Below are 26785 nucleotides of genomic sequence, written 5' to 3'. Positions count from 1 at the left end.
GGTTACCATGCTTTTTTTAAAATGTAAACGTCATTTATTTAATTATTTACATATTTTTCAACTAAAACCAAATGCTCTTCATATGTTTCAGCATAATAAACTTTACCTGTTTTGATGTCTGCGACAAAGTAATAGTAATTATTTGGTGTTGGCTCTAATACAGCTTTAATTGATTGTTCACTTGGACTATCAAACGGCCCTGGTCCATAACCGGTATTCGTATATAAATTATACGGTGAGTCTACTTGTAAATCCTTATTATAAACTTTTTCTTTATGCTCACCCAATGCATATAAAATTGAAATATCTGATTGCAATGGCATGCCAGCAGCAATTCGATTAAAGAATACTTGGGCAATCTTTTTGCGATCTGTCTCGGTTACCCCTTCTTTTTCAACTAAAGAAGCAAGTGTTAGAACCTCTTGTACATCCATATTCTTTTGCTTAATAGTATCATAGTAAGCTGACAATACAGTATTGGTTTTATCAATCATTTGTGTAACAATATCTTCTAACGAGGACGTCTTATAATAATCATAAGTTGCGGGGAACAAGTAACCTTCTAAACGATACCGGACACCTTTTGCCTTTGCAGCACTTGCTAAAAGATCCGGATATTTTTCTTGCATCTTTTTAAAGAAATCTTCATTTTTCATTAGGTCAGTAAAATCAGATTTTTTAATTTTCGTATCTTTAGCAATAATATCACCAATTTTGTCAATGTCGACGCCTTCTGGAATAGTTAACTTCGCATCTGCTCCAGCAGTACCAGCACCACCACCTTGCAGACTTTTACTAATTTCTTCTAATGTCATGGCAGGAGAAAAATGATAACTACCAGCTTGAAACCCTGTCAAATTATTAAATTTTGTATAGTAATTAAATACCATACCACTTTTAATCACCTTGTCTTCTTGCAAAATCTCACCAATCTGTTTATTTGATGAACCACTAGGAATCTCTACTGCAATAGTCTTTTTACTGCCAGAATCTAACGGTTGCAAGCTGCTTGATACATAACGATAAACTGAAAAACCTAAAATACCACCAATAACCAATAAGGCAACCACCACAACTGTTACAATTTTACTAACGATGCGGTCTTCTTTTTGACGCATCTTTCTGCGCTGCATTTCATCTGAAGATACACTGAGTGGCGTTTTGGCATTATTACTTACGTTTTCTTTTCTAGTACTTTTTTTAATAGGTGGCTTTTTTGCTTCTTTGTCGTCTTTTTTCGTTGGCACACTTTTTTTAGTATTTTGCGCCTTACTTTTTGCGCCACTACTTCTTCTAGTACCAACAGGCTCTTGCGAAACATTTAAACGGTCGCGTTGCCTACTTGCCGAACTACTTCTATTTTGTTGACCTTGACGAGTTGAACTTCTATCAGACTTTGAAGTTTCCTCATCTGAGTTATTTAACGAATTTAAAATCTTGTCTTTAAAAGATTCTTCTTCCGGATGTTGTTTAGACAAAACAACTCCTCCTTACTTTCATGATACTAGCTTGTACCATTATACACGAAAAGAGATGGATGTGAAATTATAATTTTAACAGATTTCCTATATTTGATTTTTTGTTTCTTATCGGTGTAATTATAGACACCTTAATCATCTTTAATACGTTTTTATTTATACTTTATTAATATCCGCTTCATAATACCACCTTTTTGTTTTCGAGTCTTGATAAATACGTATACTACCATATTTTTTGGGAATATCCCGTACAGAACCAATCTTAAATACTTTTCCTCTATCGCTACTTTCAATTTTTCTACCAGAGTAATCCAAGTTTGCGCTTTGTTTTAAGTATACTTTGGATCCTAGCGATATATATGGATAAACGCTTGTCTGATAGATTATATCATTCTCATACAGCCAATTATTGGTGTTTCTAATCCGATAGGCACGAACACTATTGTATTTTTGATTAATGTTCTTCATATCTGTCACAACGAATGCACTATTTTTATAATTAGAAGGAATCTGGCCTCCGCTTTGATAATAATAGGCATTTGCTTTAATCACGATACTACTAGACCTAGGAATTTCGCTATATAGTGGTGTTATATCTGATTCATATAAATATTTTTTTGTTTTGGAATCTTGATAAATACGAATACTATTATATTTTTTTGGTATTAACTTCATATTGGTTATCACCCCAATATTTTTTTTGGCATTAGATGATATTTTGGTCCCATCATAAAATAAATTAGCTGAACTTTTTATTTTAAAACTCATTCCGTTCGGTTGTTGTTTAAAACTACTATTTTGTTCTTGAATATCGGCTTCATAGTACCACTTACCATTTTCTTTTAGCTGATATGCCCTTATACTAGCGTATTTTTTAGGAATATCTTTGACAGCTTTAATTGTATATATTTTCTTCTTATCATCAATTACAATTACATTTCCATCAATATCCAAATTACCAGTTGGTTTAATTGAAACAGTTTTTCCTAAAGATATATATGGGAAAGAACTAGTTTGAACTTGAATATTTTCCCCATATACTTGTTCTGTTAAGCCCTTTAAATTATAAATAATTTTATTTTGACCAGTAATAACTTTTGAACCAGTTATAATATAAGCTTTTTTTCTATCAGTTTCACTAATGGAATTACCACTAACGAAGTAACTCGCATCTTTTTTCAATATAACGCTAGTTCCTTTTTTTAATGCTACAGGTTTTGTAAAATATTTTGAATAGTCAGCAGAAATATCAAATTCACCTTTTATACCAGGAAATGATAATCGTGGAGACCATTGCCAAGAACCAAGATGAGTATATTTGTGGCTAGTAGTAATGGAATAAAAATAAGCAGCCGCCCAAATTTTACTCTTACCTAATAAAGCAGTATTAATTTTCCCGTTGTCAATCCACGATGCACCGAAATAATGGCAGACATTCGAATACCCGTTTTCTTTCAACCTCTTTTCAAAGGAAAGTGAGTTCTGGGAATGATACTTATTTCCCTCAATTTTGGGTTCTTCAAGGTCGTTTACCATTACAGTATCTACACCTAGTCCTAACTCTTTTGCATATTTAACAAAATAATCTGCTTCCTTTATTGCACTGGCACTTGTTGTAAACCAACTATAATGATATGCGGAAACATTTAATCCTGCCTTTTTTGCATTCAAAATTTGACTTTTAGCGTAGGGGTTTCGATAGCTAGTTGCTTCTGTTAATTTAACAATTACCCCTTGCACTCCATACTTCATCATTTCCCTATATTCATTTACGCTTATCGCTCCATTGTGAGATGAAACATCGATAAAATCTTTTCGTGGCGTATTGGGATTTGAAGCGCTTACTGCCGGCAAATAGATAGAACTTCTCATAACACCTTGACGAAGATTAGCAGACGATGATAAATCTGATCTCGACTTACCATAATTCGTATTATCTATGTAACTTTCATCTGTTTTAACCTGATTCTTTTTTACTTTATCGGTTGTTGATATAGTATCGTTTTTCATATCAAACGTTTCAGTCGAAGAGGAACCATTATCATTTTCATCATAAAATTCTTGTTCCATCGTGCTAGAAGTTGTAGTGGTCTTTTCGTTGGATTGAGTTACTGCATTTTCTTTAGAATCCTGCTCTATATACTGTGTAGAGTTATTGGTTGTTGAAATAGAAATATTAGAATTTATCGTATCGTTCTTTTCAGCAAAACCTATACTTGGAAAGAAAAGACACACAACTATTGCTAAAAGACACAAAATTTTTTTACTTTTCATATTTTCACTCCTTATAATACCCGTAATAAAAATAAATTAATTTTGTTTATTCACACACATCACCAAAAAACAAGGAAAATGGATATATGCGCCTTTGGATACTTATTATCCTCGTTCCATTTTCCATTTGTCAAATACTGTTAACTCTTTATTAATCGATTATAAAATGATATTCTATCCTTCAATCGTTATTTGACATGCAAATATCTTTTAAAAGCCATTGATTCATTATCACGCTTAATCCTACACGAAGGTTCAAGTTAAAATTACCATCGTCATTATTGTATTCGTATGGCAATATGATGCTATCTACTAAATTTTTCACTGTTCCATCCAAATCCATGCAAGGTGTAGCACTATTAACTATTACTTTGTTTTCTTGTTTTCTAAAGTCCTCAAATTTCTCTTCAACGTCAATTTTAGGCATAAAGTCAATTAGCGCAGCTAAGTCTTCGTTTCCTCGTGTTTCAAATTCTGACTGAGGATCGCAAACTACACTTACATAATTACCGAGATAAGAATGATATAGCGCAGCTACAGCTCCCTTATGACTTCCAGTCAAAATTACTTTGTTTGATTGTATTCCGTATTTTTCTTTAACTTCAGAAATTATATTTTGAACATTTGTTTCAATTTCTGTATTAGTCTTTGTATTCATATACGCACTTCCATACAGACTACAGCTGTCCATAATTCGAAGTACAATAGTGCTTCCTATAATGTAACTATCTATATTAGAAAAAAAGTCAGGAAATACCCTTCTTGTGATTTTCGAACTTAGAGCATCTGCACGAGTGTTAGGATATGAGGAAAAGACAACAATTAAGCTATTATCTTCGGATTCACCTAAATTTTCTGGTTCGTTTATCGTAAAAAGAAAGTTACCGAGCTGCAATAAGTCATTTCGTTGCCAAATAGTATTCATTTTATCATTTTTCACAAAATAGCTAATTCTATTTTTATACCAATATAAAATGTAGCCATTATCATTTAATTTGCGAAGTAAATTAGCAGAATCTTGATTTAGCGTTGCACTTTTTAATAAATTATGGTATTCACCTAATTCGATACCTATCTTTTCCTGAGTTAAATCGATTTTATCATCTATCCTATAGATTTTCGTACGCTTAAAAATTTTATTAAAAAGTTGATTGCTCTGATTACTCTTAACAATTTCCATTTTTCTCCTCCATAAAGACATCTCTCGATAAAATTTTCATCAACTCATTTGTAGAATCTTCTGTATCGTTACTCATTAAAACATCACTAATAATTTCATTATAAAAGTCCATCTCAGGTTCAATTATTTCTCTAACCAGTTCTTCTTCTGTATAAGATCTACCCATTAAACCTGTCAAGTCTTCTAAATCAAAATACCAACCGATGTTCTGTGCATACTGCTTTTTATCTTCTTGTAATACGATAATTTTTTTTCTAGTATGAGCAAAATCAAACATAGCGGAAGAATAATCTGTAATTAGTGTTTCAGAAAGCAAATAAAGTTCTTGAATATCTGTAATGTCATTGTAAAAACAATGAATACGCGGATCAATATTAGCATAATGTCGTCGTAAATAAGCTTCATTAGGATGCAGTTTAACAATCAAATGATAATTTATCGGTAACAAACTGATCATTTTTTTCAAATCAAGAGCAGATAGATCATCACGTTTTTCTTGGCGCCAAGTAGGACAGTACAAAATATACTTTCTTCCGTTTACTTCAGTACCAAAATATTTTAAATGCAAACGTTCCAACTCGCTGAGATTATTATTATTTTCTAATAAATACGTATTCTTTGGAGCACCAATTTCCAAAATCTTCAAATTTTGGTTTTTTTCTAATTGAAATGCACTTGTAATATATTGAGTGTTTTTTGATGAGCTACTTATTAAGTAGTCCCATTTTAGCATCCGAGGGTAAAAAGCTTTTAATTGTTTCTGCTTTTCTTTTTCATCAACCAGATCAGCTACCATTTTCTTTAATGGAAACCCATGCCATGTCTGCAAAATTATTTGTCCTTCACGTTTTCCCACTTTATCAAGAGTATTACCATTTACCACCACTAAACGAGATTGACAAAAAACTGAAACATATCTACTACTCCCCGTTCTAAGGGGGATAAAATGATATTTATATATTTCCATATCTACTAATTGGTTAGTAGAACTAACAAATATTTTTTTATTAGGATAACGCTCTTTTATTGCGAGTGCTATATACTTAGGATCACCCGAAAAATTTTTGCCATGAAAAGATTCAATAAAAATGTAATCATTTCGTATATTTTCTTGTATGATAGAAGTTTCAGAATTAGGATTGGATTTTTTTAAAAGGCTAGTAACTTTTAAGGTGTAATTTTGTAATTTTTTACTTTTTGTAACTCTTCTAAAATAGCGATTTTTATTTCCTCTTTTAATAATCTTCCCCCATAAAGTCTGATTTCCCAAATGCGAAGTATAAATTTCATTTACAATTTTAGAAGCATCTACATTACCATCAAACTTCACTGTATAATCACTTTTTATTACCTTGTCAATATATTCCCGTCCGTAATTTATCGTAATACAATTTTTTTTGATATATTGCATATCACACTGATAGTCTTGGTTTAACAATGGTTGTTCGATAAACTGAATTATTGTTTCAGCATCTTTTTTTACGTCTTTTGTCAACCACGCAACACTTTTAAGATTTCCATAGATTTCTTTTAAAACACCATCATCTCCGGGATATAAAACTGCAGGCATTCCTTGTCCCAGCGCTTCCATAATTGAGTATCCAAAAGTTTCTGCTCTTGAAGTACTCAAATATGTATAATCAGTTGGGGGCTCATAATTAATAAAGACATTATCATTCAAACCATAGGCATTAATAAGATTTTTATATAGAATTCTTCCTACGCCTTGTCCATTAATAAATAGCTTATAGGAGATCATCTTTTTTTCTTTTACCAAATACCTCATTAAAGAAATAGCATACGCAATATCCTTAGAAGTTTCATCAAACCGAGAGAAAATGAAAAAGTTAGTTGGCTTACTAGATTTGTTCCTGATTTCCTTTACAAAAATCACATGACGAATACTAATTGAAAAAGGAATTACATTGTCTTTACCAAGTTTTCGTTTTAATAATTCAGCTGTATTAGCCGTTGAAACACGATAAATATCAATAGCATCCTCAGCAAAATCTGGGCCTATTTCAACGTTATAAATGGGGGCATGAACTTCTCCAATAATCTTACTATTTGGATATGTTCTTTTTAGGGCTCTTGCTAAGACAAACAAAGATTCTCTTGTCAATATATAACTATCTATCCCATCGCTCGATAAAATATCATTTAGTCTTTTGAAAGAAACATTTTTTTTTAGTGTTTCTCTACTAACGAGGTCTCTTACATCTTCTTCTGAAAAATTGCTTGTATTAAAGAAAACAATGTCACAATCTTCTTGTTGTAATTCTTGAATTAAATTGATATTACTACGGCTTGTCCCACCTACACCAAAAATATTAAACCCGATTATTCCAATTTTCATATTCATATCGGCAAAAACGCCACTCCTCCTATTTAATATCTTCAACACCTATTAATAAATTTCCTATCAAAAACAACCACAATACTTCTAGCTTCTAAAAAGTTCATCGAATAACTGATTAATCGAACTGCTTGTATCTTGATTAAGAAAGGTATCGATAATTTTTTCGTTATATAATTTCAAATTTTTTGACATTAATATTTCTCTTGCTAATGAAATTTCACTATATTCTTTAGGATGTATACCTGTTAGGTTCTCTATGTCAAAATACCACCCTATTTGTCTATTATACGCACCCCCATCTTCCTGAAACACGATAATTTTTCTATTTAGGTGAGCATAATCAAACATTGCTGATGAATAATCTGTTATCAACATATCACTTATTAAAAATAACTCTTGAATATCAGATGTTTCATTTTGAAAACAATAAACCCGCTCGTCTATATTGCTATATTGATTAACTAGATTGGACTCAAGAGGATGTAATTTAATTATTACTTCATAATTATGCGGCAACAATGAAATCAGTTTTTTAAAATTCAAATCAGCAACAGAGTTTCGCTTACCTTTTCTCCATGTTGGACAATACAATATATATTTTTTATTTGCATCATAGGGACGATTAAAATATTTCGCAACTATACGCTTTCGCTCTATTTCGTCATCTTTATACTTAATAAGATATGCATTTCTTGGGGCGCCATATTCCAGTAACTTTAAGCTATAATTTTCTTTTAACATAAAAGCACTTTTTAATAATTCTGAATTTCGCTCTGAAGATGACAATAGATAATCCCATTTTTTCATTCGAGGTAAAAACGCTTGACTTTCTTCTTGCCGTTGTTGCAGATTATTTAAATCGGCCACCATTTTCTTTAAAGGAAAACCATGCCATGTTTGAATGAACTTCTGCCCTTTGACTTTCCCAGACTTATCCAAAGAATTACCGTTCATAAAAATATAAGCACATTTACGAAACTTGTGCACATACTGTGGGCTACCAATACGTACAGGTATAAATCCATAATCCATAATTTCCATGTCTACTAATTCATCAGCTGAGCTAACATAAATAAACGCCTCAGGGAACTTTTTCTTCAACTCTAATGCGATATATTTAGGATCACCTGCGAAAGACTTACCATGGAAAGATTCTATAAAGAAAAAATCATCTCTAAGTTTCCCAACTAATGGCGTTAAATCGTCTTTCTGTTTCGTGGGACGAAAATAACGCAAACTCTTTTTTACAAACTCCTTGAAAACTGGCTTAGTAACAAACTCACCCACTAATGGAATGTTTTTCACTTTTAAATAGAAACTTGTTATGAAATTTTTTTGTCTGAGACTACTTTGTTGTTTCACTTGTTCCAATGCTTCATTAAAGTCAATTATCTCATAATTTTCCTTTTTTAAAAAAGGAAAATCGATAACTTTCGTTATATAATCTGACGCATAATTTTGCGTATCTAGGAGTTTTTTTGCCAATGACAGATCATGTAAAAAATCTTCATTTACTTTTTGGTTTTTTGTATTATGAAATTGGAGCAACGCATGTGAATCATCTGGTAAATTTTTATTTAACCAACATACAGACTTAAACCCACTATATATATCCTTTAGAGAATTATCATCCCCTTGATATAAGGCTATTCGTTTTCCTGATGCAAAGGCCTCCATGATTGAATATCCTAATGTTTCAAATCTTGCGGTTGAAAGATAGATATAGTCATCTGGCATTGTTTGATTAATGAAAACATAATCTGTTAACTTATAAAAAGTGATTAATTTCCGGTAAAAACCTTCCGCTTTTCCAGTTCCATTCAAAAATAATCTTATTTTATTATTTCCTAGCCCGTGAACTAGATAATCAACTAACTTTATTGCATAACTAATATCTTTTTGACGTTCATCAAAACGCGAATAAATTACAAAGTTAATTAATTTGTTGTTTTTTTGAATTTCTTTTTCAGAAAAATCAATATGTCTACCACTAATTGGAAATGAAACGACATTATTCAAATTTAGCCGTTTCATAAATCGCTTTTTAATGTTTTCTGTAGCAACTCGATAAACATCAATTGCATCCGTTCCAAGATCTAATTCAGGTTCAATTAAATCTAGCGGTGCATGGACTTCTCCTACTACAACAGCCCTTGGCCACATAAATTTAATATACCGTGCAAAACTAAACATACTTTCACGAGTCAATATGTAGCTATCACACGCAATAACATTGGGAAATTGCTGTAATGAAAAAAATGAAATATTTTTAGGCATCTCCAAATCGCTCTGAATACTCTTAACTTGCTTGTTACTAAATGGAAGTAAGTTAAAAAAAATAATTTCATCACCGTGTATAGAAAACTCATTGATCAGATTCAAATTACTTCGTTTCGTTCCACCAGTACCAAAAATATCGTAACCAATAATTCCAATTTTCATCATAGTTGACTATAATCTAGTCTCTTCCCCCATTCCTCATCTTCCACCACAAACTTTTTACTGCAAAAATTGGCAACTGTACAATTCGTCCAATTCGCGTAGGATTACTTAGTGAACGATATAGCCATTCTAAATGTGTTTTAATAAAAAACTCTGGTGCGCGTTTAACATGTCCGCTTAAAACATCAAAGCTCCCACCAACATCCTGAAAGACACGACCATTTACACTAGCCATATTTTCTGCTAGCCAAAGTTCTTGGCGCGGAAATCCTAAGGCGACAAAAACAAAATCTGGCTGTACAGCATTCATCTGGGTAACAATTTCATGATTTGTCATTTTCGTGTAGCCGTCGATGCTGCCGGCAACGATTAAATTTGGATAATCTTTATGAATATTTTTGATAGTGCTTTTTAAAATTTCCGGTTTAGCACCATAAAAAAAACACTTTTTCTGTGTTTTATCGGCATATTCCAAAAGTTTTACCATTAAATCAAAGCCCGCTACACGTTCTTTTATTTTACCACCGGTCATTTTTGATACCAAAACAATTCCAATACCATCTGGAATACGATGAGTACTTTTTTCAATCAAGTCAACAACACTCGGATATTTTTTAGCCTCAAGGGCAATTTGTGGGTTCACACTAATAATACTCATCTTGCGATTGCTAGCTAAAAATTTGGGCACCTCTGTTAAAATGTCTCCGTACGTAATTTGATCAACAGGTAATCCTAGAATCAATTCCCTCATCTTTTTTCAATCCATTCTATCAGTTGTTTACAAGCATTTCCTTTGTTATAAGTGTTCCACAGTTCGTTGAAATTGGCTAGACTTTTGTAAGGATAAGCTGCAATCAGCTTTCTTAACGCTGCTTCATTTGTAATTAATACTTTTGGTAACCACGTACTAAAATCTTTTTGCAAACCTACAGTTTCATTATACTTATCAAAATCTGGACAATAATAAATAAGTTTTCCACTTGGATTTACTAAGGCATACTCAAAAGGAACAGAAGAATAATCCGATATTAAACAATCAACATTTTGCAATAACGCCTGCAGTGAAAGTGATTCAAAATCTGTCACCACATTTTCATAAGTAGCAAGTTTTGCTTGCAAGATTTTGTCGTGGGGATGCGGATGAGCAAGTATTTGCCACTGCCCCCCCAGTTCTGTCTCTAATTTTTTAAAATCTAATAATGGTGTTTCATAATTCTCACGATAAGTTGGCGCATATAATAGTGTTTTCTTAGCACCAAATTTTTCCGCAAACTTTTTCTCGTTATAAATTTTTATATTTTGATCAAAATATATATCAGTCGGTAAATAGCCAAAGGGTAAAAATTCAGCCGTAGTTGTTTGATAACTGTCTTTAAAAATGGTCATCATCTTTTTTGATCCGACTACATAATGCGTAAAACGTTTATAAACCGATTGATACCGTTTTTTGTCCTCACTACTTGCGCTCTTTGCATATTTTGCTTCTAATCCAAAAGACTTCGCAGCGCCATTAGCATGCCACAATTGTAAAACTGCCGTATTTTTGTCAAAGAAAATTCCCGCTAAAAAAGCAAAGTAATTATCACACAACACGATATCAGCATTTTTTGTTAAGGCAACAATCTCACTAGTAAAAATTTTCTTTCCCGTCAGTGAGTATATTTTACAACCATATTTTTGATATGTTTGTGCTAATGCCTCACTGTTATCCATATAGCCAATAACTAACTCGTGTTTAAAATGCGGCGCAAGACAATCAAGTATAATATTGCTTGTTGTTGGAAAACTAAGTAAAAATACAATTTTCTTTTTTTGCACTGGGCGTTGGCTTAATAGATGAATCAATTTCAGATAACCATTTTTTGCCACTACACTGACTGTTTTCATATTTACTCCTTTTTACACTATGGTCTATTGTACATGAAAAGCCAATGATTGAAAATAATTGTAAACAAACTGTCATATTAAGATTGTATTTTTGGTGAAATATTAGCTTTTCTATCTATTTTATTTTGCAAAATCTTTTTTATTAAATAATAAGTTGCAAAATTTAAAAGACAATCTAAAAAAGAAACGGCAAATTTTATATCATTTGCTAAGGTAAGAAGACCTTTGACGAAATCCAAGTTTGATTTTTTTAAATTTAGTTTAACGAAAAAAACATTTAAAAAAAGTATTTTTTCCTCACTATCTGATACTCTTTTGCCACAAAAAAACCACAGTCTAAAAGACCGTGGTTTAAAATCACAATATAATTAGCTAAAAAAACAATTTTCTCCAACAACACGTTTTACATCATAGCTGGTAGCTGTTACATAGGAATTATTTGGTGATACTTTGTCGCGATCGCAAAGCTCACAAAAATCGACTTTAAAAACAATGCCGTCTGCTGCTACTTTTGCTGCGGTTGCTAAAATTGCACGGTGAAACCCTTTTGGTTGTACCATATATTGCTTACCTAACACGATTGATTTTTCTGCTATCACTTTTATAACCCCTTTTCTTTTCCTGTGTTGCACCCATCATAACATACCTTTCTTACGACATTCAAGGAAATCAAGCATTAAACCAATATTTTTCACTTGTATATACATATATACCAATTTTAAACAAATGATTTAAAATAGAAATAAAATAATAGGATTTAGTAAAGCAGAGACTAAAAAAACAAAGGTTTGATAGAGATGTAAAAAAACTGCCGCAATTAGCCAGCGGCAGTTTCATTGTTATGGATAAATCCGATTTAATAAACGTGGGAATGGAATAGCTTCACGGACATGTTCAATACCCGCTAACCAAGTCACGGTTCTTTCTAAACCTAAGCCAAAACCGGAATGCGGAACTGAACCATATTTACGTAAATCTAAATACCATGAATATTCATTTTCATCTAATCCATGAGCACGGATTTGTTCTAAAAGATATTCATAATCAGTTGCTCGTTCTGAACCACCAATAATTTCACCATATCCTTCTGGGGCAATCATATCGGCACAAATCACCAAATCTTCACGAGTTGGATGTGGTTTCATGTAAAAGGGTTTGATTGCTTTTGGATAATTCAAAATGAAAACTGGACGATCAAAAGAGTTGGCAATGAACGTTTCGTGAGGAGAACCAAAATCATCCCCCCATTTTATATCGTCAAAACCATTTTCTTCTAACAATTTGATTGCATCATCATACGTAATACGTGGGAAAGGAAGTTGTGTATATTTTTCTAAAACAGCGCGATCGCGTTTTAAAACATGTAATGCATAATCACAATTATCCAAAACACTTTGTACCAGATACGCCACATATTGTTCTTGGACTTCTAGGCTTTCTTCTTGATGCATGAAGGCCATTTCAGGTTCTAACATCCAAAACTCAATCAAATGACGACGAGTTTTAGATTTTTCCGCTCTAAAAGTCGGACCAAATGAAAATACTTTGCCAAAAGCCATCGCTGCAGCTTCCATGTAAAGTTGACCTGATTGAGATAAATAAGCTTTTTGATCAAAATAATTCGTTTCAAATAAATCAGTCGTTCCCTCTGGTGCTGAACCCGTTAAAATGGGAGGATCAATCTTAACAAAACCCTCTTTATTAAAGAATTCATAACTTGCGCGAATCAATTCATTACGAATTTGCATAATAGCGTGCTGACGTGATGAACGTAACCACAAATGGCGATGATCCATCAAAAAGTCTGTTCCATGTTCTTTTGGTGTAATCGGATAGTCTTGACTTTCTCCAATAATTTCAATGTTTTGTACACCAATCTCATAGCCAAACTTTGAACGACTATCTTCACGAATTTCACCCGTTACCACAATAGAAGTTTCCTGATTTAAATTTTTCGCCATTTGAAAAACTTCTTCAGGGACTTCACTTTTTACTACTACACCTTGAAAGTAAGCTGTCCCATCTCGTAGTTGTAAGAAAGCAATTTTACCACTTGAACGTTTATTAGCCACCCAAGCACCAATTGTAACAATTTCACCAACGTGTTTTTTTGCGTCAATAATTTGAATTTGTTCCACCTGTGTCTCTCCTATTCTTCTATTCACAATAATCGATATTTTAAGGATTTCTCTCTAGCATTCTAATCTTTATTACGTTTGTTTTCAACAAATTTATGAATTCTTCTAACTGCTTCTTCCAAAAGTTCCCAACTTGCAGCATAGCTGATACGAACATTTTCTGGTGCACCAAACCCTGCACCGGTAACTAATGCGACGTGTCCTTCTTCTAATAAATCTTCTACAAAAACATTTACGTCATTATAGCCGCACATTTCCATTGTTTTTTTGATATTTGGAAATAAATAAAATGCCCCTTGTGGTTTTTTTAATTCGACGCCTGGGATTGCAGCTACTAAAGGATATAATTTATTCAAGCGTTCTTCAAAAGCAACTCGCATTTTTTCCACAGAAGTTTGGTCACCTCTTAATGCTTCCAAAGCTGCGTATTGGCTGGCAGCAGTTGGATTACTCGTTGACTGGGAAGCAATGTTGGTCATTGCTTTAATAATTTTTGCATCACCTACTGCAAAACCAATCCGCCAACCGGTCATCGCGTATGTTTTTGAAACACCGTTAATTACAATCGTTTGCTTGGCAATTGCTTTTGATAATGTTGCTATAGGTGTAAATTGGTTACCGTCATAGACTAAACGACCATAAATATCATCTGCAACAATCAAGATGTCATTTTCAACCGCCCAGTTACCAATTGCGGTTAGCTCTTCTTTTGTATAAATCATTCCAGTTGGATTTGAAGGCGAATTAATAATTACGGCAACAGTTTGCTTGGTTTTTGCTTTTTCTAATTGTTCTACTGTTACTTTAAAGTCGTTTTCAAATAAGCCATCTACGTACACAGGAACCCCTTCAGCCAATTTGACTTGTTCACCATAACTAACCCAATAAGGAACAGGAATAATAACTTCATCGCCTTTATCCAAAATAGCTTGGAACAAATTATATAACGCATATTTTGCCCCATCTGTCACGATTGTTTCTTCAACAGCATAGTCAAGGTGGTAGTACTTTTTCATATACGCTACAATTTCTTGGCGTAGCTCTGGAATCCCCGCAGATTGCGTATAAAAACTAGCCTGCCCCGAAGTAATTGCCGTGATTGCTGCATCTTTTATATTTTGGGGCGTAGTAAAATCGGGTTCGCCTACCGTTAAGCTCAAAACGTCTACTCCTTTTGCCTTTAATGCCTTTGCTTTAGCGGCAGCTGCCAGTGTTACAGATGGCTCTAACTTTTGGGCCCGTTGTGATAATTTCATACTCATCATCTCCTCAATAAAATAGAAAAATCGTGAAGCAGTTATTTTTACCGAAATTTTTTCGGAATAACAAACTATTTTCGAAACTTACACATCTTTAATAACTTTTATTTCTTCCCCTTTTTCAAAGGATAATAAATAATAAGTAATCTGACCTTGCTTATCTGTTGTCATTACTTCCCATACTGGCTTTTTATCGTACATGCCTAATTCGGCTTTTTTTGCTGTCTGGCTATGAAACGTATTATTTACTAAAGCTTTAGCTTTATCAGCTGTAATGCCTTCTTTTTGCGGCAATACTGTAAGTTTATCTCCTGATTTCGGTACGATAACAGCAATTGTTTCTCCTTTTTTATCACTACCAACCAAACTAAAATATGTTTGTTGGCGATTATACCAATAAAATTCGTCGACATCGATTAGATCGGTGTGTTTTTTTGCTAAAGCGATTGCCTCTTTTTTAGCTTGCTGCATTGGACTTTGCGCCTTCAAATAGCCTAATATTCCCAAAGCAATAATTATGACTAAAACGCCCGAAATAATAAATAAAATTAATTCTTGACGCTCTTCTTTTGCCAAGTTTTTTTTCACAGGTTGACGCTCCTTTTGTGATAATTGCTTTTAATTATAGCAGATTTCAAAACAAAAAGTTTTTCATTACCTAAAAAAACTAACCTTTTAAAAAATTTGTAATTTCTGACGTAATCTCTAAAAGCGGTAATTCAGTAATTGCAACTTTTTTGGGGATGGCCTGACGCAATTTTTTGCCATAAGTAGTATTGACAAAACGGCGATCCAATACCACCATCACACCACGATCTTCTGGAAATCGGATAAGCCGTCCATATGCTTGTCGCAATTTTAACATTGCATTAGGCAAGGCTTCTTCATTAAATGGATCTACGCCGATAGCTTTCAAAAACGCATAACGCGCTTTAATAAAAGGACGCTTAGGGTTTTCAAAGGGCAACCGCGTCACAATTACCAACTCTAATTGTTCTCCTGGCAAATCAATTCCCTCCCAAAAACTATCCGTGCCAAATAAAATTCCCGCATCACTTTGACTAAATCGTTTTAATAATTTATCCCGACTACCACCTATACCTTGGGCAAGTATTTCACGCCCATTTTCTAAAAACACTAAATGCATTTTTTCATATACTTTTTGCAAAACGTCGTGAGACGTAAATAATACTAAAGCAGGACGTTTAAAATCTTTTAATAAGAGAGTTAAATTTTCAGCCAAAAATTCGCTGTATTCACCTTGTGAAAGCTGCGGAATATGAACTGCTTTCGTTGGAACTAAAATTTCCGTTTGGCTTGCATAATCAAATGGAGCAGGCACAATTTTTAAACTAGCTGATGGTATACCTAATCGCTTCGCAAACAAATTGCGATCTTTTGTAAGTTTTAACGCACCGCCAACATAAATAATCTTTTCAAAACGCGGATACCACTTAGTTTGAGGCAAGATAGCTGCTTTAAAATCCGTTACTTGAAAAGTTAGACCGACTTGTTTTTCTCGCCTTAAAATCCACCGAACATACCGAGGATCAAAATCATGACAAAACCGTTGCATAATCCGTTTTTGTTTTTCTAATTCCTCTAATAAATCTGCTAATGCCGCAAAATCAATTTGAGCTGTCGTTCCCCAAACTAAATGGCGCTTTTCAAGAAATTGCTGCCAACTCATCCTAATTTCACTGATTTCATTTAAAAACAGTTCAATCTTTTTAAAATATTTCAACGTTTTTTTCTCGAACTTAAAAAAATCTGCTGGTGTTACAATTTCTTGTTCTGGATTTAATTCTTGCACTAATAAATCTGTTAATACTTCATAACATGTTACTAATTCCTTTAATTCTTCTTGTAGTAGTCTTGCTAAACGCTTTCCTTCTTCAATTTCTATTAAATACTCGGATAACCGAGAAAAAACACCTTCATCACTAAGTGCCAATTGCACCCGTTTATCAAATGAAAACGTATTAAAGGATTCTGCAGCAATTCTTTCGCAAATTGTTGGCAGATGGTGCGCTTCATCGATAATAAGATAAGGTGACTGGGGCAGCAGCGGTTCTTTACGCAAACTTTCTTGTGCTAAAAAGGCATGATTAACAATTAAACAATTACTTTCTTTCATTTGACTGTTTAAAAACTTTAAAAAATCGTGGGGATAAAAAGGTGATTTTTTTGATAAGTAATTCAAACCACGATGGGCTACATCTTGAAAGAAAAGATGATTTAAATTAATTAAATTTAGTTCACCAAAATCACCTGTTGTCGTTTTGGTTAACCAAACTAAGACCGCCATCTGATAGAGTGTATATTGTTTTTGTAAGATTGGTTGAATTAGCGTTTGTTTAAATCTCGCTAAGTCTAAATAATGACGCTTACTTTTTACTACAACGGCTTGTATTTTCCGTTCTAAGAAACGATTGAGCAAAGGAATATCTTTTTTCATGATCTGCTCTTGTAATAACAACGAAACCGTACTAACAATTACTGGTTTTTCTGGCGTAGCTAGAAAACTAGCAGGTAATAAATAGCCAATTGTTTTGCCCATACCTGTTGCAGCTTCAATTAACAAATCTTTTGTTTCATCCTGCGTAAAATGCTGATGTACTAAATTCATAAGCCGCGCTTGTTCTTTACGAAAAGATAATTTATTTTGATAAAGTTTTTCTTTTTGGGTTTTCTTTTGGGGATACTTTGTCTGATAGTAAGTATCTTCATACAATACGACAGTTTTTTTTCTCAAAGCAATTCCCTCCACTATCTCTAAATCAGATGATAGAGGTGGATTAGCTTGAACTTGTTGGTGATAGATATTGGTGATATAATCTTTCGTTTGCATGGCGGTGAGTGTTGCTAATTCACTGATAGCTTTCAACGTCACTATAGGGAGATCACGCATCACCCCTTCAATAAAAAGTAATAATGCACCCGTAACTTCAGCATCACTGTCTGCTTGGTGCGGATGATCATGTTGCAAACCAAAACTTTCAGCCAAGTCACTTAAGCGAAAGCTACTTTCTTCTGGCAAAAAAATTTGTGCTAATTCCACTGTGTCTATACCAGGAATTTTTAAAGGGGATACGCCACAACGTTTTAGTTCCGCATTTAAAAACTGATAATCAAAAAAAATATTATGCGCCACAAAAACCGTATCCGCCAATAAATCCGCAACAATAAAAGCAACGTCCTCAAAATATGGTGCTTTTTGAACGCGGCTGTTAGAAATATGTGTCAAATTTTGGATTTGCTTGGGAATTTTTCTTCCCGGATTAATATCTGTCGCAAAACGATTGATTAGACGGCCGTTTCTAATCAAAACACAGCCAATTTGGATAATACGATCAACCTTGGGATCTGTGCCCGTTGTTTCGATATCCACTACAGCATACGTTGTATTTTGGTTCATCCTAAGCCATCTCCTAATAAGTTTCATAATGGTAATAAAGGTCCTTTTGAAATTATACTATTTTTTCAATAGTCATGAAATAAAAACCTGTTTTTCGTAAACAAAGTAAAATATGGTAGCTTGTTCCTTATTAAAATCATATAGCCTTAAATACAAAAAAAGCCTGACGAGAAATCTCGTCAGGCTTATAAGTTTAATTTAAATTAAGCTTTGTTAACGTTTGTTGCTTGAGGGCCACGTTGACCTTCTTCAACATCAAATGTTACTGCTTGGCCTTCTTCTAAAGTTTTGAAGCCGTCGCCTTGGATAGCTGAAAAGTGAACGAATACATCGTTACCGTCTTCTGCTGTGATGAAACCAAAACCTTTGTCTGCGTTGAACCATTTAACTGTACCTGTTTGCATATTAAAAATCCTCCTTGTGTGAAACACACGTATTTGTGCAATTCCTTGTATCCGGTGAAAAAGTGGAAGATGTTTAAATATGAAACAAGCTTGCCATTAATTACCTTTACAATAACTACAAAAAGAATTGTACCACAAATAATTTATAAAAGCGAATTTATTTTTGTTAAAAGTTAAGATAATTTAAAAAGATACGAGTTAAAGGTGATAAAAACCCTTAACTCGCATCTTTTTGATCTAAAATAATAAAAGACTTTTTTTGTTTCGTTTTTAATAATAAAAATTTTTTTCCTTCAATTTGCTTGGTAAACTCTTAATTAATAGCGTAGAATTGCGGTCAAACTCTTTTCGTCCGGCGCATCTTTCTGGTCTAAAACGAAGACCTCGCCACTGTTTTTTACAACATCTGCAGCCAGATTATTAAGAACTTGTCGTCGGTCATACTCTGTATCTGGATCTTCACCAAAGCCATCAACCAAGTTAGAAGTTGCAATAAATAAATGTGAAATGCGTCCTTCTTTAGCTGCTAAGACAACATCTGGTAATTGATCTACAAATTTTTTATCAAGTAATTTTTGATAAGACGCAATCTCTGTTTGTGATAAAGTTGTAACAATTTCATCTAAGTCTTCTTTGATTGCTTTAATATCTAACTGAGCTGGCGATCCTGAAATTGCAGCCCCAGCTTGGTAATAAGGTGTTTTCGCATATTTTTTAAACATCGTTTGATTTTCTGGCAAGGCGTACAAATACAGTGGATAATTTGCATCATTTTGAAACTCGTCTTTAAAGAAAGCATCAACCGCTTGATAGTAATTCACCCAATCAATTTCAACTTCTTCATCTTTGGCATTTACACCATGATACGCAATGCCCTCTTTTGAGCCTATTTGACTACCTTGAGAACTATAATTCAAACTCCCCCCAGTTAGTTCATCTCCAAGGGCTGTTTTAACATCGATTGGAGCACCTGCTGGCAAGTCCACTTCATGAATTTCTTTATTATCGACAAAGTATAACTTCATCGAGTCACGGTTTAAAGCTAATAAATAATAAGTGTAATTAAATTGACTATTCTTAATTAACGCTAGTAGATAAGGTAAATCCCCAACATAATACTGATCATCTACTTCAATATTTAATCGGTGAACAAGCGTTTCTTCTGGTGTGACGAATACTGCAACGCTTTTTGTTCCGCTGCGCCAGAAAGATGCATCAGCTAACAGTACATCAATTTTATCTTGAATTTTTTTCCATTCTTTTTCAGGATATTTCTTTTCAAAACGTTTTTTGGCTTCTTTGGCGAAGTTTTTAAATTTGATTTGATCTTTTTCTACATCTTGGTGGGCAACATGGGTGTTCAACATAATTGTAACAAAAGGCCCTTTTTCAAGATCAGCAGTCAATTGCCGTAAGACTTCATTTCCAACTTTGGTCATAAGACATTACCTCCTAAAAATAATGAATAACACTACAATAAAAGTGTAACACGCTTACATTTTTACACAAAGTAATAAGGTCTCTAACAAATTTTTCTGACCTAATATTTTTTATGGTTATTCGCTTTACAAAAGCAAACGTACGTTCGTATAATGAAGTATAAAGGAGTGATTAGATGAAAGCTAACTTTGACTATCGTAAAGAATCTATCCAAGATATTTTGTTTATTGATGTCAAATCTTTTTATGCCACCGTTGAATGTGTGTCTCGGAATTTAGATCCATTAACCACGCTTTTAGTTGTCATGAGCAACGAAGACAATACCGGTAACGGTTTGATTCTTGCTGCTTCTCCAGCCGCAAAAAAGAAATTGGGTATCACAAACGTCACACGTGCCGATAACTTGCCAGACAATCCCAATCTTATAAAAGTTCCACCACGAATGAGTTTATATATACAGGAAAATATGCGTTTTAATGCTATTTTTCAGCAATATGTTTCAGATGAAGATTTACTCCCCTACTCCATTGATGAGTCCATCTTAGATGTTAGTCATTCTTTGAATTTATTTTACTCAAATAAAAGTGAATCACGTTACATGAAGAGGATGCGTTTAGCTCATCATATTCAAAATGAAGTAAAAGAAAAATTGGGTCTAATTTTATCCATTGGCATTTGAGATAATCCACTCTTAGCCAAGCTAGCATTAGACAATTTTTCGAAACACAACCCTAATTTTATTGCTGAAATTCGCTATCAAGATGTTTTAACAAAAGTTTGGTCTATCCCTGAGTTAACAGATTTTTGGGGGATTGGCAATCGTATGAAAAAACGTCTTTATAACTTAGGAATTGATACTGTCAAACAATTAGCCAACAGTGATCCGATTATGCTTGAAAATCACTTTGGAATTCTAGGATTACAACTTTACTACCACACAAATGGTATCGACCGTACTATTATTTCTGAAAAAGGCCCTTCCCCCAAAGAAAAATCATATGGAAACAGTCAAGTTTTACCAAAAGATTATACTACTCAAAAAGAAATTGAAATTGTAGTAAAAGAAATGGCTGAACAAGTTGCTGCGCGCATTCGCCGTCATCATTGTCTAACCCAGTGTATATCTTTATACATCGGTGCCAGTAGTGGCAGTAAAAAAGAAAGCTTTTCTCACCAGATGAAAATTACAGGCACTGATAACACAAAAGAATTGGTTAATTACTGCCTTATAATCTTTCGTAAATATTATACTGGTCAAATTGTTCGTCACGTGGGAATTAGTTACAGTAAATTAATTTTTACAAACGCAAAACAATTGAATTTATTTACCTCCCCAGAAACTCAAATAAATGCGGAACGGTTGGATAAAATTATCGATAAAATTCGAGAAAAATATGGTTTTGCTGCGATCATTCATGCAACTAGTAAATTGGAAGGAGCCCGCAGTCTAGCTCGTAGCCATTTGGTTGGTGGCCACAACGGAGGAGCTGGCGGGTTAGATGGTCTATAAAAAAACCACTTTTTGTAAATGAAACTTACAAAAAGTGGTTTTTTTAGACTTGTTTTTTAGCGGTTAATGGAACGAGCCACGCGGTTAATGGTGTGACGCATCCCACGAATTGCAACTGACATCTCAAAAATATTTTCCGCTGGAGCCATACCACCATAACCAGCATCTCCGATATGTTGTAAATCAACGCCACAAATTTTATTAGTAATTGCCATTTGCCGTAATGTTTCTGGGCGCGCACTTTCTTGACTAGTACCAATGGCAGTCATCGTTAGTAAATCATTTTCTTTTGCCAACTTTACTGCTTCAATTAAATCTTGTTCTAAAAACCCTTGTATTGTTCCGACAGCTGGCAATAATAAGATATCTGCTCCCGCGTTGGCGTAGGCAGTTACAGCCTCTTTTGTCACAACTGGCTCACTTGATCCTGCACTATGCATTTTTCCAGCAATGATTAAACCAGAAAAATGTTTTTTGGCCATGTCAACAGCATCGGCAATGGCATCGTTGGTTACGCCAGTACCTGGATTTCCAGTAAAGCAGATAAAATCTACCCCTAATTTTTCAGCTTCTTGAATTGTTTCAAGCGAGCTTGTTCGTCCTTTAGAAATGACGACTTGCTCACTCATTAAATCCAAATCAGCAGGAATTGGTTCTAAGTTAATGCCAACCGGTCTACCTGTTAATTTTTTTAAAGTTGGAATTGGATTTTCAATTACTGTTTTCTCATCAAAAATCATTTCTGGTGTTAAACCAGGCATCCCAAACACTACCGGACGGAAACAATCAAAACCATTTAACAAAATTAAATCTGCTCCAAATGCTGCTGCTACCTCTGCATTTGTCACATCCATTGCTTGCGGAATTGTTTGTACAACGGTTTCTGTTACAATTACACGACCTTCACTTGCTTTAATTGACTGCTTTAATTCTTGTGCACTCATTTTTTTAACATCACTATAATTTGCACTAATTAATCTTTTTACCATTTGTCTTCCTCTTTCTTTATAGACGACTTGCATCCTTTATCACTTAAGGCTAAAATATAACAGTACTGAAGTTCCCGTAGCTCAGTCGGATAGAGCGGTCGCCTCCTAAGCGACAGGCCGCTGGTTCAATTCCAGTCGGGAACGTTTTGAAGTCCTTTTAGGGCTTCTTTTTTTATTTAAAAGTAATCTCCTAATAAGGGCATCTCTTTTGGTAAGAGCTCTTGTAGCAAAGGAACTAATTCGCTTGTAATAGCTAGTTTTTTTGATAGAAGTAAATCATCTAATTTTACACTACCCAAAAATAGCTGAGTGAAAATTTGTGGTGACACTTTTAAAAAAGGTAAATTACTTTGTTCCACCCGCGTAACATGTCCGTCTGTGGTAACTTCATACCAGCCATTATTAATCGCTAAAAAACTATCCTCTACAATTTCAACAGCAAAGCTATCGGTAATCTTCGTTTGCCAAGGATACGCTTGTAAAAAAGCAGCAACATTCACCACGCGTGCCATCATGTAAGGTAAAATTTCAACTTTTACTTGTGGATCACTCACTTCTAGTATCGCTGTTTTTCCATCAAAAGGTTGCGTCCAAGTAATTGTATTTACCGTCCCGTAATGCGCCTTAATAAAATCGTGTAATGCGACAAAAGCCGGTTGTGTTAAGGCTACCAATTCAATAATTTCCAATTTATTGTTTATAATTTCGTACACAACATAGCCTTCGTGCTGATCATTTTGTACGTATATGCCAAACTTTAAATCTTTATGCAAATCAAACTTGTAACGCAGCCACCATTCTTCTCTTAAGATACCACCTTTTTGACTTTGACAACTTTTTTGATAAATCTCTTTGAGTACACCTTTTGCTTCGCTAAAAGAAACACGTTGGACTCTGCCTTGACATCGCCCACCAAACGGCCATTTTTCTGCTGATGCTTCGTAACGAATTTGTAAAAAGGCCGACTCATACCCATAGCGACGATAAAAAGGATAAGAAAAAGGAGCCAAGTAAGATAAGTGCCTTTTCTCCTTATAACTATCCTGTAGCATTTGACCCATAATCGCGTCAATTCGCCCTTGCTTACGAAACTCTGGATAAGTGGAAACATACCCAATTCCAGTCATTCTCAGTGTTTGATTCCAAAAATTGACTAAAAAAGGAGTCGCCATTACTTGACTTGCCAATACACTATCGGCAAATGAACCATAATTTTGCGATTTTTGCGCTAAATACTCAAAACGCTCTGCCTTTTCTATACTTTTATTTTGAGAAAAAGCATAAGCGGCTAAATCAAACATTTCTTGTTGAAACTCTTTTTGAATTTTTATCATTGTTCCAAATATCCTTTCAAAATAAAAGCTTTATTAACAGGATAATTTTTTCATGCATGAAGAGAATATTTTGATACATTTTTAGAGCTTTTCATAAAATTATAATGATTAAAGATTGGCTTTAGCAAAAAATAAAAAAGGTGCCCGTAGACCCCTTTTTAATTGGCACTCGCCATATTTTCCAACATTTTGCCAAACTGACGTTTTCTAAAAAAGCCTAGCATAATACCCAATAGCATATCATTCATCTGCTGCATAAAACCAAATGATTTCATGTTTTCATTATAGCTAACATAACACTTATTTTCGTCAATTGGTTCAATTTCATAACGGACAACAAATTCATTACGGCTAGTAGATGTTTTAAACTGATAAATACGATTTTCAACAAGTTCTTCAATGGCAATTTTTGCACTGCTGTTTTTGGTAAATTGTTTGACATAAGAAAAATTCTTTAATTGTTTTCGCGTAATTGTTTTACCTGTTGCTTTTCTAATATCAAAAATAACAGAGTTCATCATTTTATCATAAAAATTTTCTGCTGAAATATTTAGCTTTTTTTCCACTTTCATGCTTTATCGCCTCTTTCATCGTCTTTTGTGGTCTTTTTACCACGCCAACTCATGACGCCACCGACTACGACAAGTGCTAATCCCACAATTAAGCGCCCTACATTCATCTGCTGGGTTGGCCCACTAAAACTATAGATTGTGATTAAAAAGCCAATACTGCATAAAAACAAGCCATTTTTTACCATATTCATCATCCTACTTCCTACTTTTGTTGCCCATTTAAAAAGCTTATTTCACTTTTCAAAAATAGATGCGCTCTTCTTTTTATCCTTCAACTGCTGCTTGGAAATACAAGACAGATCCCCAAGGTTGGGCTTTAATTAATTGTTTTGCTGTGGCAGCTGCTTGTTGTGTATCACCAGTTACTTCAAAATATAATTTAATTCCCTTTTTTTCTTTAAAAGAGTAGCTGATGCCCTCTTCATTATACTCAGCTAATAATTTTTTTATTTCTTCTTGTTGCATCGCACTCGCAATACTAATCATTCTAAATCCTCCTAAAATAAAATAGACTAATTTATTTTTTTCACTTTTAATCTGCTGATTATAAAAATATTTCTTCGCTTTTTATTTTCTCACAACTTCTTTTAGAAGAAAAGAACTGCTTCCACCTCTTTGGGAAGCGAAAACAGTTCTTCGAAAATTTTATAAATCAGAAGGTTGAATCTTATTGGCAGCAATAACAAATGGTGTGTAGATAATAAATGTTACAGCCATACAAATTACAGATACAACAACTGCACGCCAATCCATAGCCGTTGCTAACAATGCATTCAAGATTGGAGGTGTTACCCAAACAACTTGTTGTGATACTGGGTTTACCCATCCAGCTTGTGTTGCAAAGAAACCGATTGAAACAGATACTAGTGGTGCTAAGATGTAAGGAATGAACAATAATGCATTTAATACAATTGGCATACCAAACATAACTGGTTCATTAATATTGAAGATACCAGGTCCAACACCCAATGTACCAACAGCACGATAATCTGCTCGTTTAGAGAAGATTAAAATAGCAATTAATAGCATTAGTGTACCACCGGCACCACCAAACCATGCATAAATATCAAATGAACCACGAACCCATTTGTAACCGTCATCTAAGACTGCAGACATACCGCCTTCTTGGAATAAGTTAACGTTTTTAAGCTGTGCTACTGAGAATACGCCTTCTAAGATTGGTGCCAATACGTTGGTACCATGAATCCCAAAGAACCAGAACAATTGTACAAACAACGTTACAACTAAAACAGCACCATAACCTTGTGAGAAACCTAATAACGGTTTTGCAATCATTTCTTGGATCCAAGCTAATAATGTCATACCAGGAACTAATTTAGAGAAAATCCAGTAGAAAATAGCTACCGCGTATAAAGCTGCTGTCGCAGGAATAATGGCAGCAAAAGCTTTTGATACTGCTGGTGGCACTTGTTCTGGCATCTTAATTGTAATATTAGCTAACATTAGTTTACAGAAAATAATACTTGCCACAAAACCAACAATCATGGCTGTAAAATAGAAGTTTGCATCCATATTGTTTAATGGAATCCAACCCCAAGCATTCGCCGTAATACCATCTGCTGTTGCTGACCAACCACTTGTTGCAGAGTTTGCATTGATTTGATCGACCAAATCAGCAGGGACTTTTTGAGCTAATGTACCTGAAAATGAATATGTTACCCCAGAAATAGCAGCAGCAAGAGAAACGATACCTCCAGCTAGGTCATTGACACCATAAGCACGAGCTAAGTTAAAGCCCCATGAAAAGGCGAAAATAATCCCGGCAATTGCCAATGTACCATTCCAAACATAACCATTAATTGTAATAATTGTACTAATAAGAGCAAAAATACCTTTTCCTTCAGCAATGCTGGCACCCCAAGTTGAGATAAATTGCCCTGGTAAATCACGAATAATTGCGTTGATCATAACGGCTACTGAACCAGCCATCGTCGCGGGCATTGTTCCAATAAAGGCATCCCGTAAAGCAACCAAATGTTTTTGGGCCCCAATTTTTGCTGCGATTGGAAGCACGTGCTTCTCTAACCACGCTGTTAATGCGTCCATTTTATTTCCTCCTAAAAAAAATTACAGGTGTCAC

20 protein-coding genes, 1 tRNA gene and 1 pseudogene are annotated in these 26785 nt (G+C 34.1%); 2 read left to right on the top strand and 20 right to left on the bottom strand.

Features of this window, described 5'->3' with window-relative positions; genetic code table 11:
* Window positions 1-38 precede the first annotated feature (38 nt).
* The 14 genes from mltG to EsVE80_RS04875 all read right to left on the bottom strand — a co-directional run bounded on the left by mltG (window position 39) and on the right by EsVE80_RS04875 (window position 20278).
* Window positions 39-1478 carry an endolytic transglycosylase MltG gene (mltG, locus tag EsVE80_RS04940; RefSeq protein ID WP_173102712.1) on the bottom strand — a complete coding sequence of 480 codons (1440 nt, stop codon included), beginning with the start codon at window positions 1476-1478 and terminating at the stop codon, window positions 39-41.
* A gap of 156 nt (window positions 1479-1634) precedes the next feature.
* Window positions 1635-3752 carry a GH25 family lysozyme gene (locus EsVE80_RS04935; RefSeq protein ID WP_173102711.1) on the bottom strand — a complete coding sequence of 706 codons (2118 nt, stop codon included), beginning with the start codon at window positions 3750-3752 and terminating at the stop codon, window positions 1635-1637.
* A 181-nt stretch (window positions 3753-3933) separates the two neighbouring features.
* Entirely contained in the window at window positions 3934-4932 is a 999-nt protein-coding gene (locus EsVE80_RS04930; protein ID WP_173102710.1) for an XcbB/CpsF family capsular polysaccharide biosynthesis protein, read from the bottom strand.
* Window positions 4919-7336, bottom strand: coding sequence for a CDP-glycerol glycerophosphotransferase family protein (locus EsVE80_RS04925; protein WP_232061286.1), 2418 nt, complete (start codon window positions 7334-7336; stop codon window positions 4919-4921). The genes EsVE80_RS04930 and EsVE80_RS04925 overlap by 14 nt, the downstream gene beginning before the upstream one ends.
* Window positions 7337-7375: 39 nt before the next feature.
* Entirely contained in the window at window positions 7376-9736 is a 2361-nt protein-coding gene (locus EsVE80_RS04920; RefSeq protein ID WP_232061284.1) for a CDP-glycerol glycerophosphotransferase family protein, read from the bottom strand.
* 13 nt (window positions 9737-9749) lie between these two features.
* On the bottom strand, window positions 9750-10484 hold the full coding sequence (locus EsVE80_RS04915; RefSeq protein WP_173102709.1) for a WecB/TagA/CpsF family glycosyltransferase: 735 nt from the start codon (window positions 10482-10484) through the stop codon (window positions 9750-9752).
* Entirely contained in the window at window positions 10481-11620 is a 1140-nt protein-coding gene (locus EsVE80_RS04910) for a CDP-glycerol glycerophosphotransferase family protein (protein ID WP_173102708.1), read from the bottom strand. The genes EsVE80_RS04915 and EsVE80_RS04910 overlap by 4 nt, the downstream gene beginning before the upstream one ends.
* A 368-nt stretch (window positions 11621-11988) precedes the next feature.
* Window positions 11989-12219, bottom strand: coding sequence for a hypothetical protein (locus EsVE80_RS04905; RefSeq protein WP_232061282.1), 231 nt, complete (start codon window positions 12217-12219; stop codon window positions 11989-11991).
* A gap of 240 nt (window positions 12220-12459) precedes the next feature.
* Entirely contained in the window at window positions 12460-13758 is a 1299-nt protein-coding gene (gene asnS, locus EsVE80_RS04900; RefSeq protein WP_173102707.1) for an asparagine--tRNA ligase, read from the bottom strand.
* Window positions 13759-13820: 62 nt separating this feature from the next.
* Complete coding sequence (locus EsVE80_RS04895; protein ID WP_173102706.1) at window positions 13821-15014, bottom strand: pyridoxal phosphate-dependent aminotransferase; 1194 nt, start codon at window positions 15012-15014, stop codon at window positions 13821-13823.
* Window positions 15015-15101: 87 nt separating this feature from the next.
* Window positions 15102-15605, bottom strand: coding sequence for a cell wall elongation regulator TseB-like domain-containing protein (locus tag EsVE80_RS04890; RefSeq protein ID WP_173102705.1), 504 nt, complete (start codon window positions 15603-15605; stop codon window positions 15102-15104).
* 79 nt (window positions 15606-15684) lie between these two features.
* Complete coding sequence (locus tag EsVE80_RS04885; RefSeq protein ID WP_173102704.1) at window positions 15685-18435, bottom strand: helicase C-terminal domain-containing protein; 2751 nt, start codon at window positions 18433-18435, stop codon at window positions 15685-15687.
* 203 nt (window positions 18436-18638) lie between these two features.
* Complete coding sequence (locus tag EsVE80_RS04880) at window positions 18639-18839, bottom strand: cold-shock protein (RefSeq protein WP_016172403.1); 201 nt, start codon at window positions 18837-18839, stop codon at window positions 18639-18641.
* 317 nt (window positions 18840-19156) lie between these two features.
* Window positions 19157-20278, bottom strand: a complete 1122-nt coding sequence (locus EsVE80_RS04875; RefSeq protein ID WP_173102703.1) for a baeRF6 domain-containing protein — start codon at window positions 20276-20278, stop codon at window positions 19157-19159.
* Between the two features lie 176 nt (window positions 20279-20454).
* Between EsVE80_RS04875 and EsVE80_RS04870 the strand changes: the two are divergent.
* Window positions 20455-21789: pseudogene (locus tag EsVE80_RS04870) on the top strand (Y-family DNA polymerase).
* Between the two features lie 56 nt (window positions 21790-21845).
* On the opposite strand, the gene EsVE80_RS04865 reads toward EsVE80_RS04870, so the two are convergent.
* Complete coding sequence (locus tag EsVE80_RS04865) at window positions 21846-22778, bottom strand: DUF7916 family protein (RefSeq protein ID WP_173102702.1); 933 nt, start codon at window positions 22776-22778, stop codon at window positions 21846-21848.
* Between the two features lie 70 nt (window positions 22779-22848).
* Here EsVE80_RS04865 and EsVE80_RS04860 point away from each other — a divergent pair.
* Window positions 22849-22922 (top strand) — tRNA-Arg (locus EsVE80_RS04860).
* A gap of 32 nt (window positions 22923-22954) precedes the next feature.
* On the opposite strand, the gene EsVE80_RS04855 is transcribed toward EsVE80_RS04860, so the two are convergent.
* The 5 genes from EsVE80_RS04855 to EsVE80_RS04835 all read right to left on the bottom strand — a co-directional run bounded on the left by EsVE80_RS04855 (window position 22955) and on the right by EsVE80_RS04835 (window position 26751).
* Window positions 22955-24112, bottom strand: a complete 1158-nt coding sequence (locus tag EsVE80_RS04855) for a GNAT family N-acetyltransferase (protein WP_173102701.1) — start codon at window positions 24110-24112, stop codon at window positions 22955-22957.
* 158 nt (window positions 24113-24270) lie between these two features.
* Entirely contained in the window at window positions 24271-24684 is a 414-nt protein-coding gene (locus tag EsVE80_RS04850; RefSeq protein WP_173102700.1) for a DUF3284 domain-containing protein, read from the bottom strand.
* Window positions 24681-24878 (bottom strand): DUF3188 domain-containing protein, encoded by a 198-nt coding sequence (locus EsVE80_RS04845; protein ID WP_173102699.1) that lies wholly within the window; start codon window positions 24876-24878, stop codon window positions 24681-24683. Before EsVE80_RS04845 ends, EsVE80_RS04850 begins: the two co-directional genes overlap by 4 nt.
* 70 nt (window positions 24879-24948) lie before the next feature.
* A complete protein-coding gene (locus tag EsVE80_RS04840; RefSeq protein WP_173102698.1) occupies window positions 24949-25170 on the bottom strand; it encodes a hypothetical protein in 222 nt (73 codons plus the stop codon).
* 159 nt (window positions 25171-25329) lie between these two features.
* Window positions 25330-26751: a PTS sugar transporter subunit IIC gene (locus EsVE80_RS04835; protein ID WP_173102697.1), complete on the bottom strand. Its 1422-nt coding sequence runs from the start codon at window positions 26749-26751 to the stop codon at window positions 25330-25332.
* Window positions 26752-26785: the final 34 nt, after the last annotated feature.

It is taken from the genome of Enterococcus saigonensis (assembly GCF_011397115.1).
GTDB lineage: Bacteria > Bacillota > Bacilli > Lactobacillales > Enterococcaceae > Enterococcus_C > Enterococcus_C saigonensis.
The sequence above is the reverse complement of the archived record's forward strand: the minus strand, read 5'-3'. Positions and strand labels throughout refer to the sequence as shown.

Coding starts and splice junctions, on each gene's coding strand:
- EsVE80_RS04930 (WP_173102710.1), bottom strand. CDS start 4,932: ATGGAAATTGTTAAGAGTAATCAGAGCAATCAACTTTTTAATAAAATT.
- EsVE80_RS04865 (WP_173102702.1), bottom strand. CDS start 22,778: ATGGTAAAAAGATTAATTAGTGCAAATTATAGTGATGTTAAAAAAATG.
- EsVE80_RS04910 (WP_173102708.1), bottom strand. CDS start 11,620: ATGAAAACAGTCAGTGTAGTGGCAAAAAATGGTTATCTGAAATTGATT.
- EsVE80_RS04835 (WP_173102697.1), bottom strand. CDS start 26,751: ATGGACGCATTAACAGCGTGGTTAGAGAAGCACGTGCTTCCAATCGCA.
- EsVE80_RS04915 (WP_173102709.1), bottom strand. CDS start 10,484: ATGAGGGAATTGATTCTAGGATTACCTGTTGATCAAATTACGTACGGA.
- EsVE80_RS04880 (WP_016172403.1), bottom strand. CDS start 18,839: ATGCAAACAGGTACAGTTAAATGGTTCAACGCAGACAAAGGTTTTGGT.
- EsVE80_RS04840 (WP_173102698.1), bottom strand. CDS start 25,170: ATGATTAGTATTGCGAGTGCGATGCAACAAGAAGAAATAAAAAAATTA.
- EsVE80_RS04935 (WP_173102711.1), bottom strand. CDS start 3,752: ATGAAAAGTAAAAAAATTTTGTGTCTTTTAGCAATAGTTGTGTGTCTT.
- EsVE80_RS04885 (WP_173102704.1), bottom strand. CDS start 18,435: ATGAACCAAAATACAACGTATGCTGTAGTGGATATCGAAACAACGGGC.
- EsVE80_RS04845 (WP_173102699.1), bottom strand. CDS start 24,878: ATGATGAATATGGTAAAAAATGGCTTGTTTTTATGCAGTATTGGCTTT.
- EsVE80_RS04855 (WP_173102701.1), bottom strand. CDS start 24,112: ATGATAAAAATTCAAAAAGAGTTTCAACAAGAAATGTTTGATTTAGCC.
- EsVE80_RS04920 (WP_232061284.1), bottom strand. CDS start 9,736: ATGATGAAAATTGGAATTATTGGTTACGATATTTTTGGTACTGGTGGA.
- EsVE80_RS04875 (WP_173102703.1), bottom strand. CDS start 20,278: ATGACCAAAGTTGGAAATGAAGTCTTACGGCAATTGACTGCTGATCTT.
- EsVE80_RS04850 (WP_173102700.1), bottom strand. CDS start 24,684: ATGAAAGTGGAAAAAAAGCTAAATATTTCAGCAGAAAATTTTTATGAT.
- EsVE80_RS04895 (WP_173102706.1), bottom strand. CDS start 15,014: ATGAAATTATCACAACGGGCCCAAAAGTTAGAGCCATCTGTAACACTG.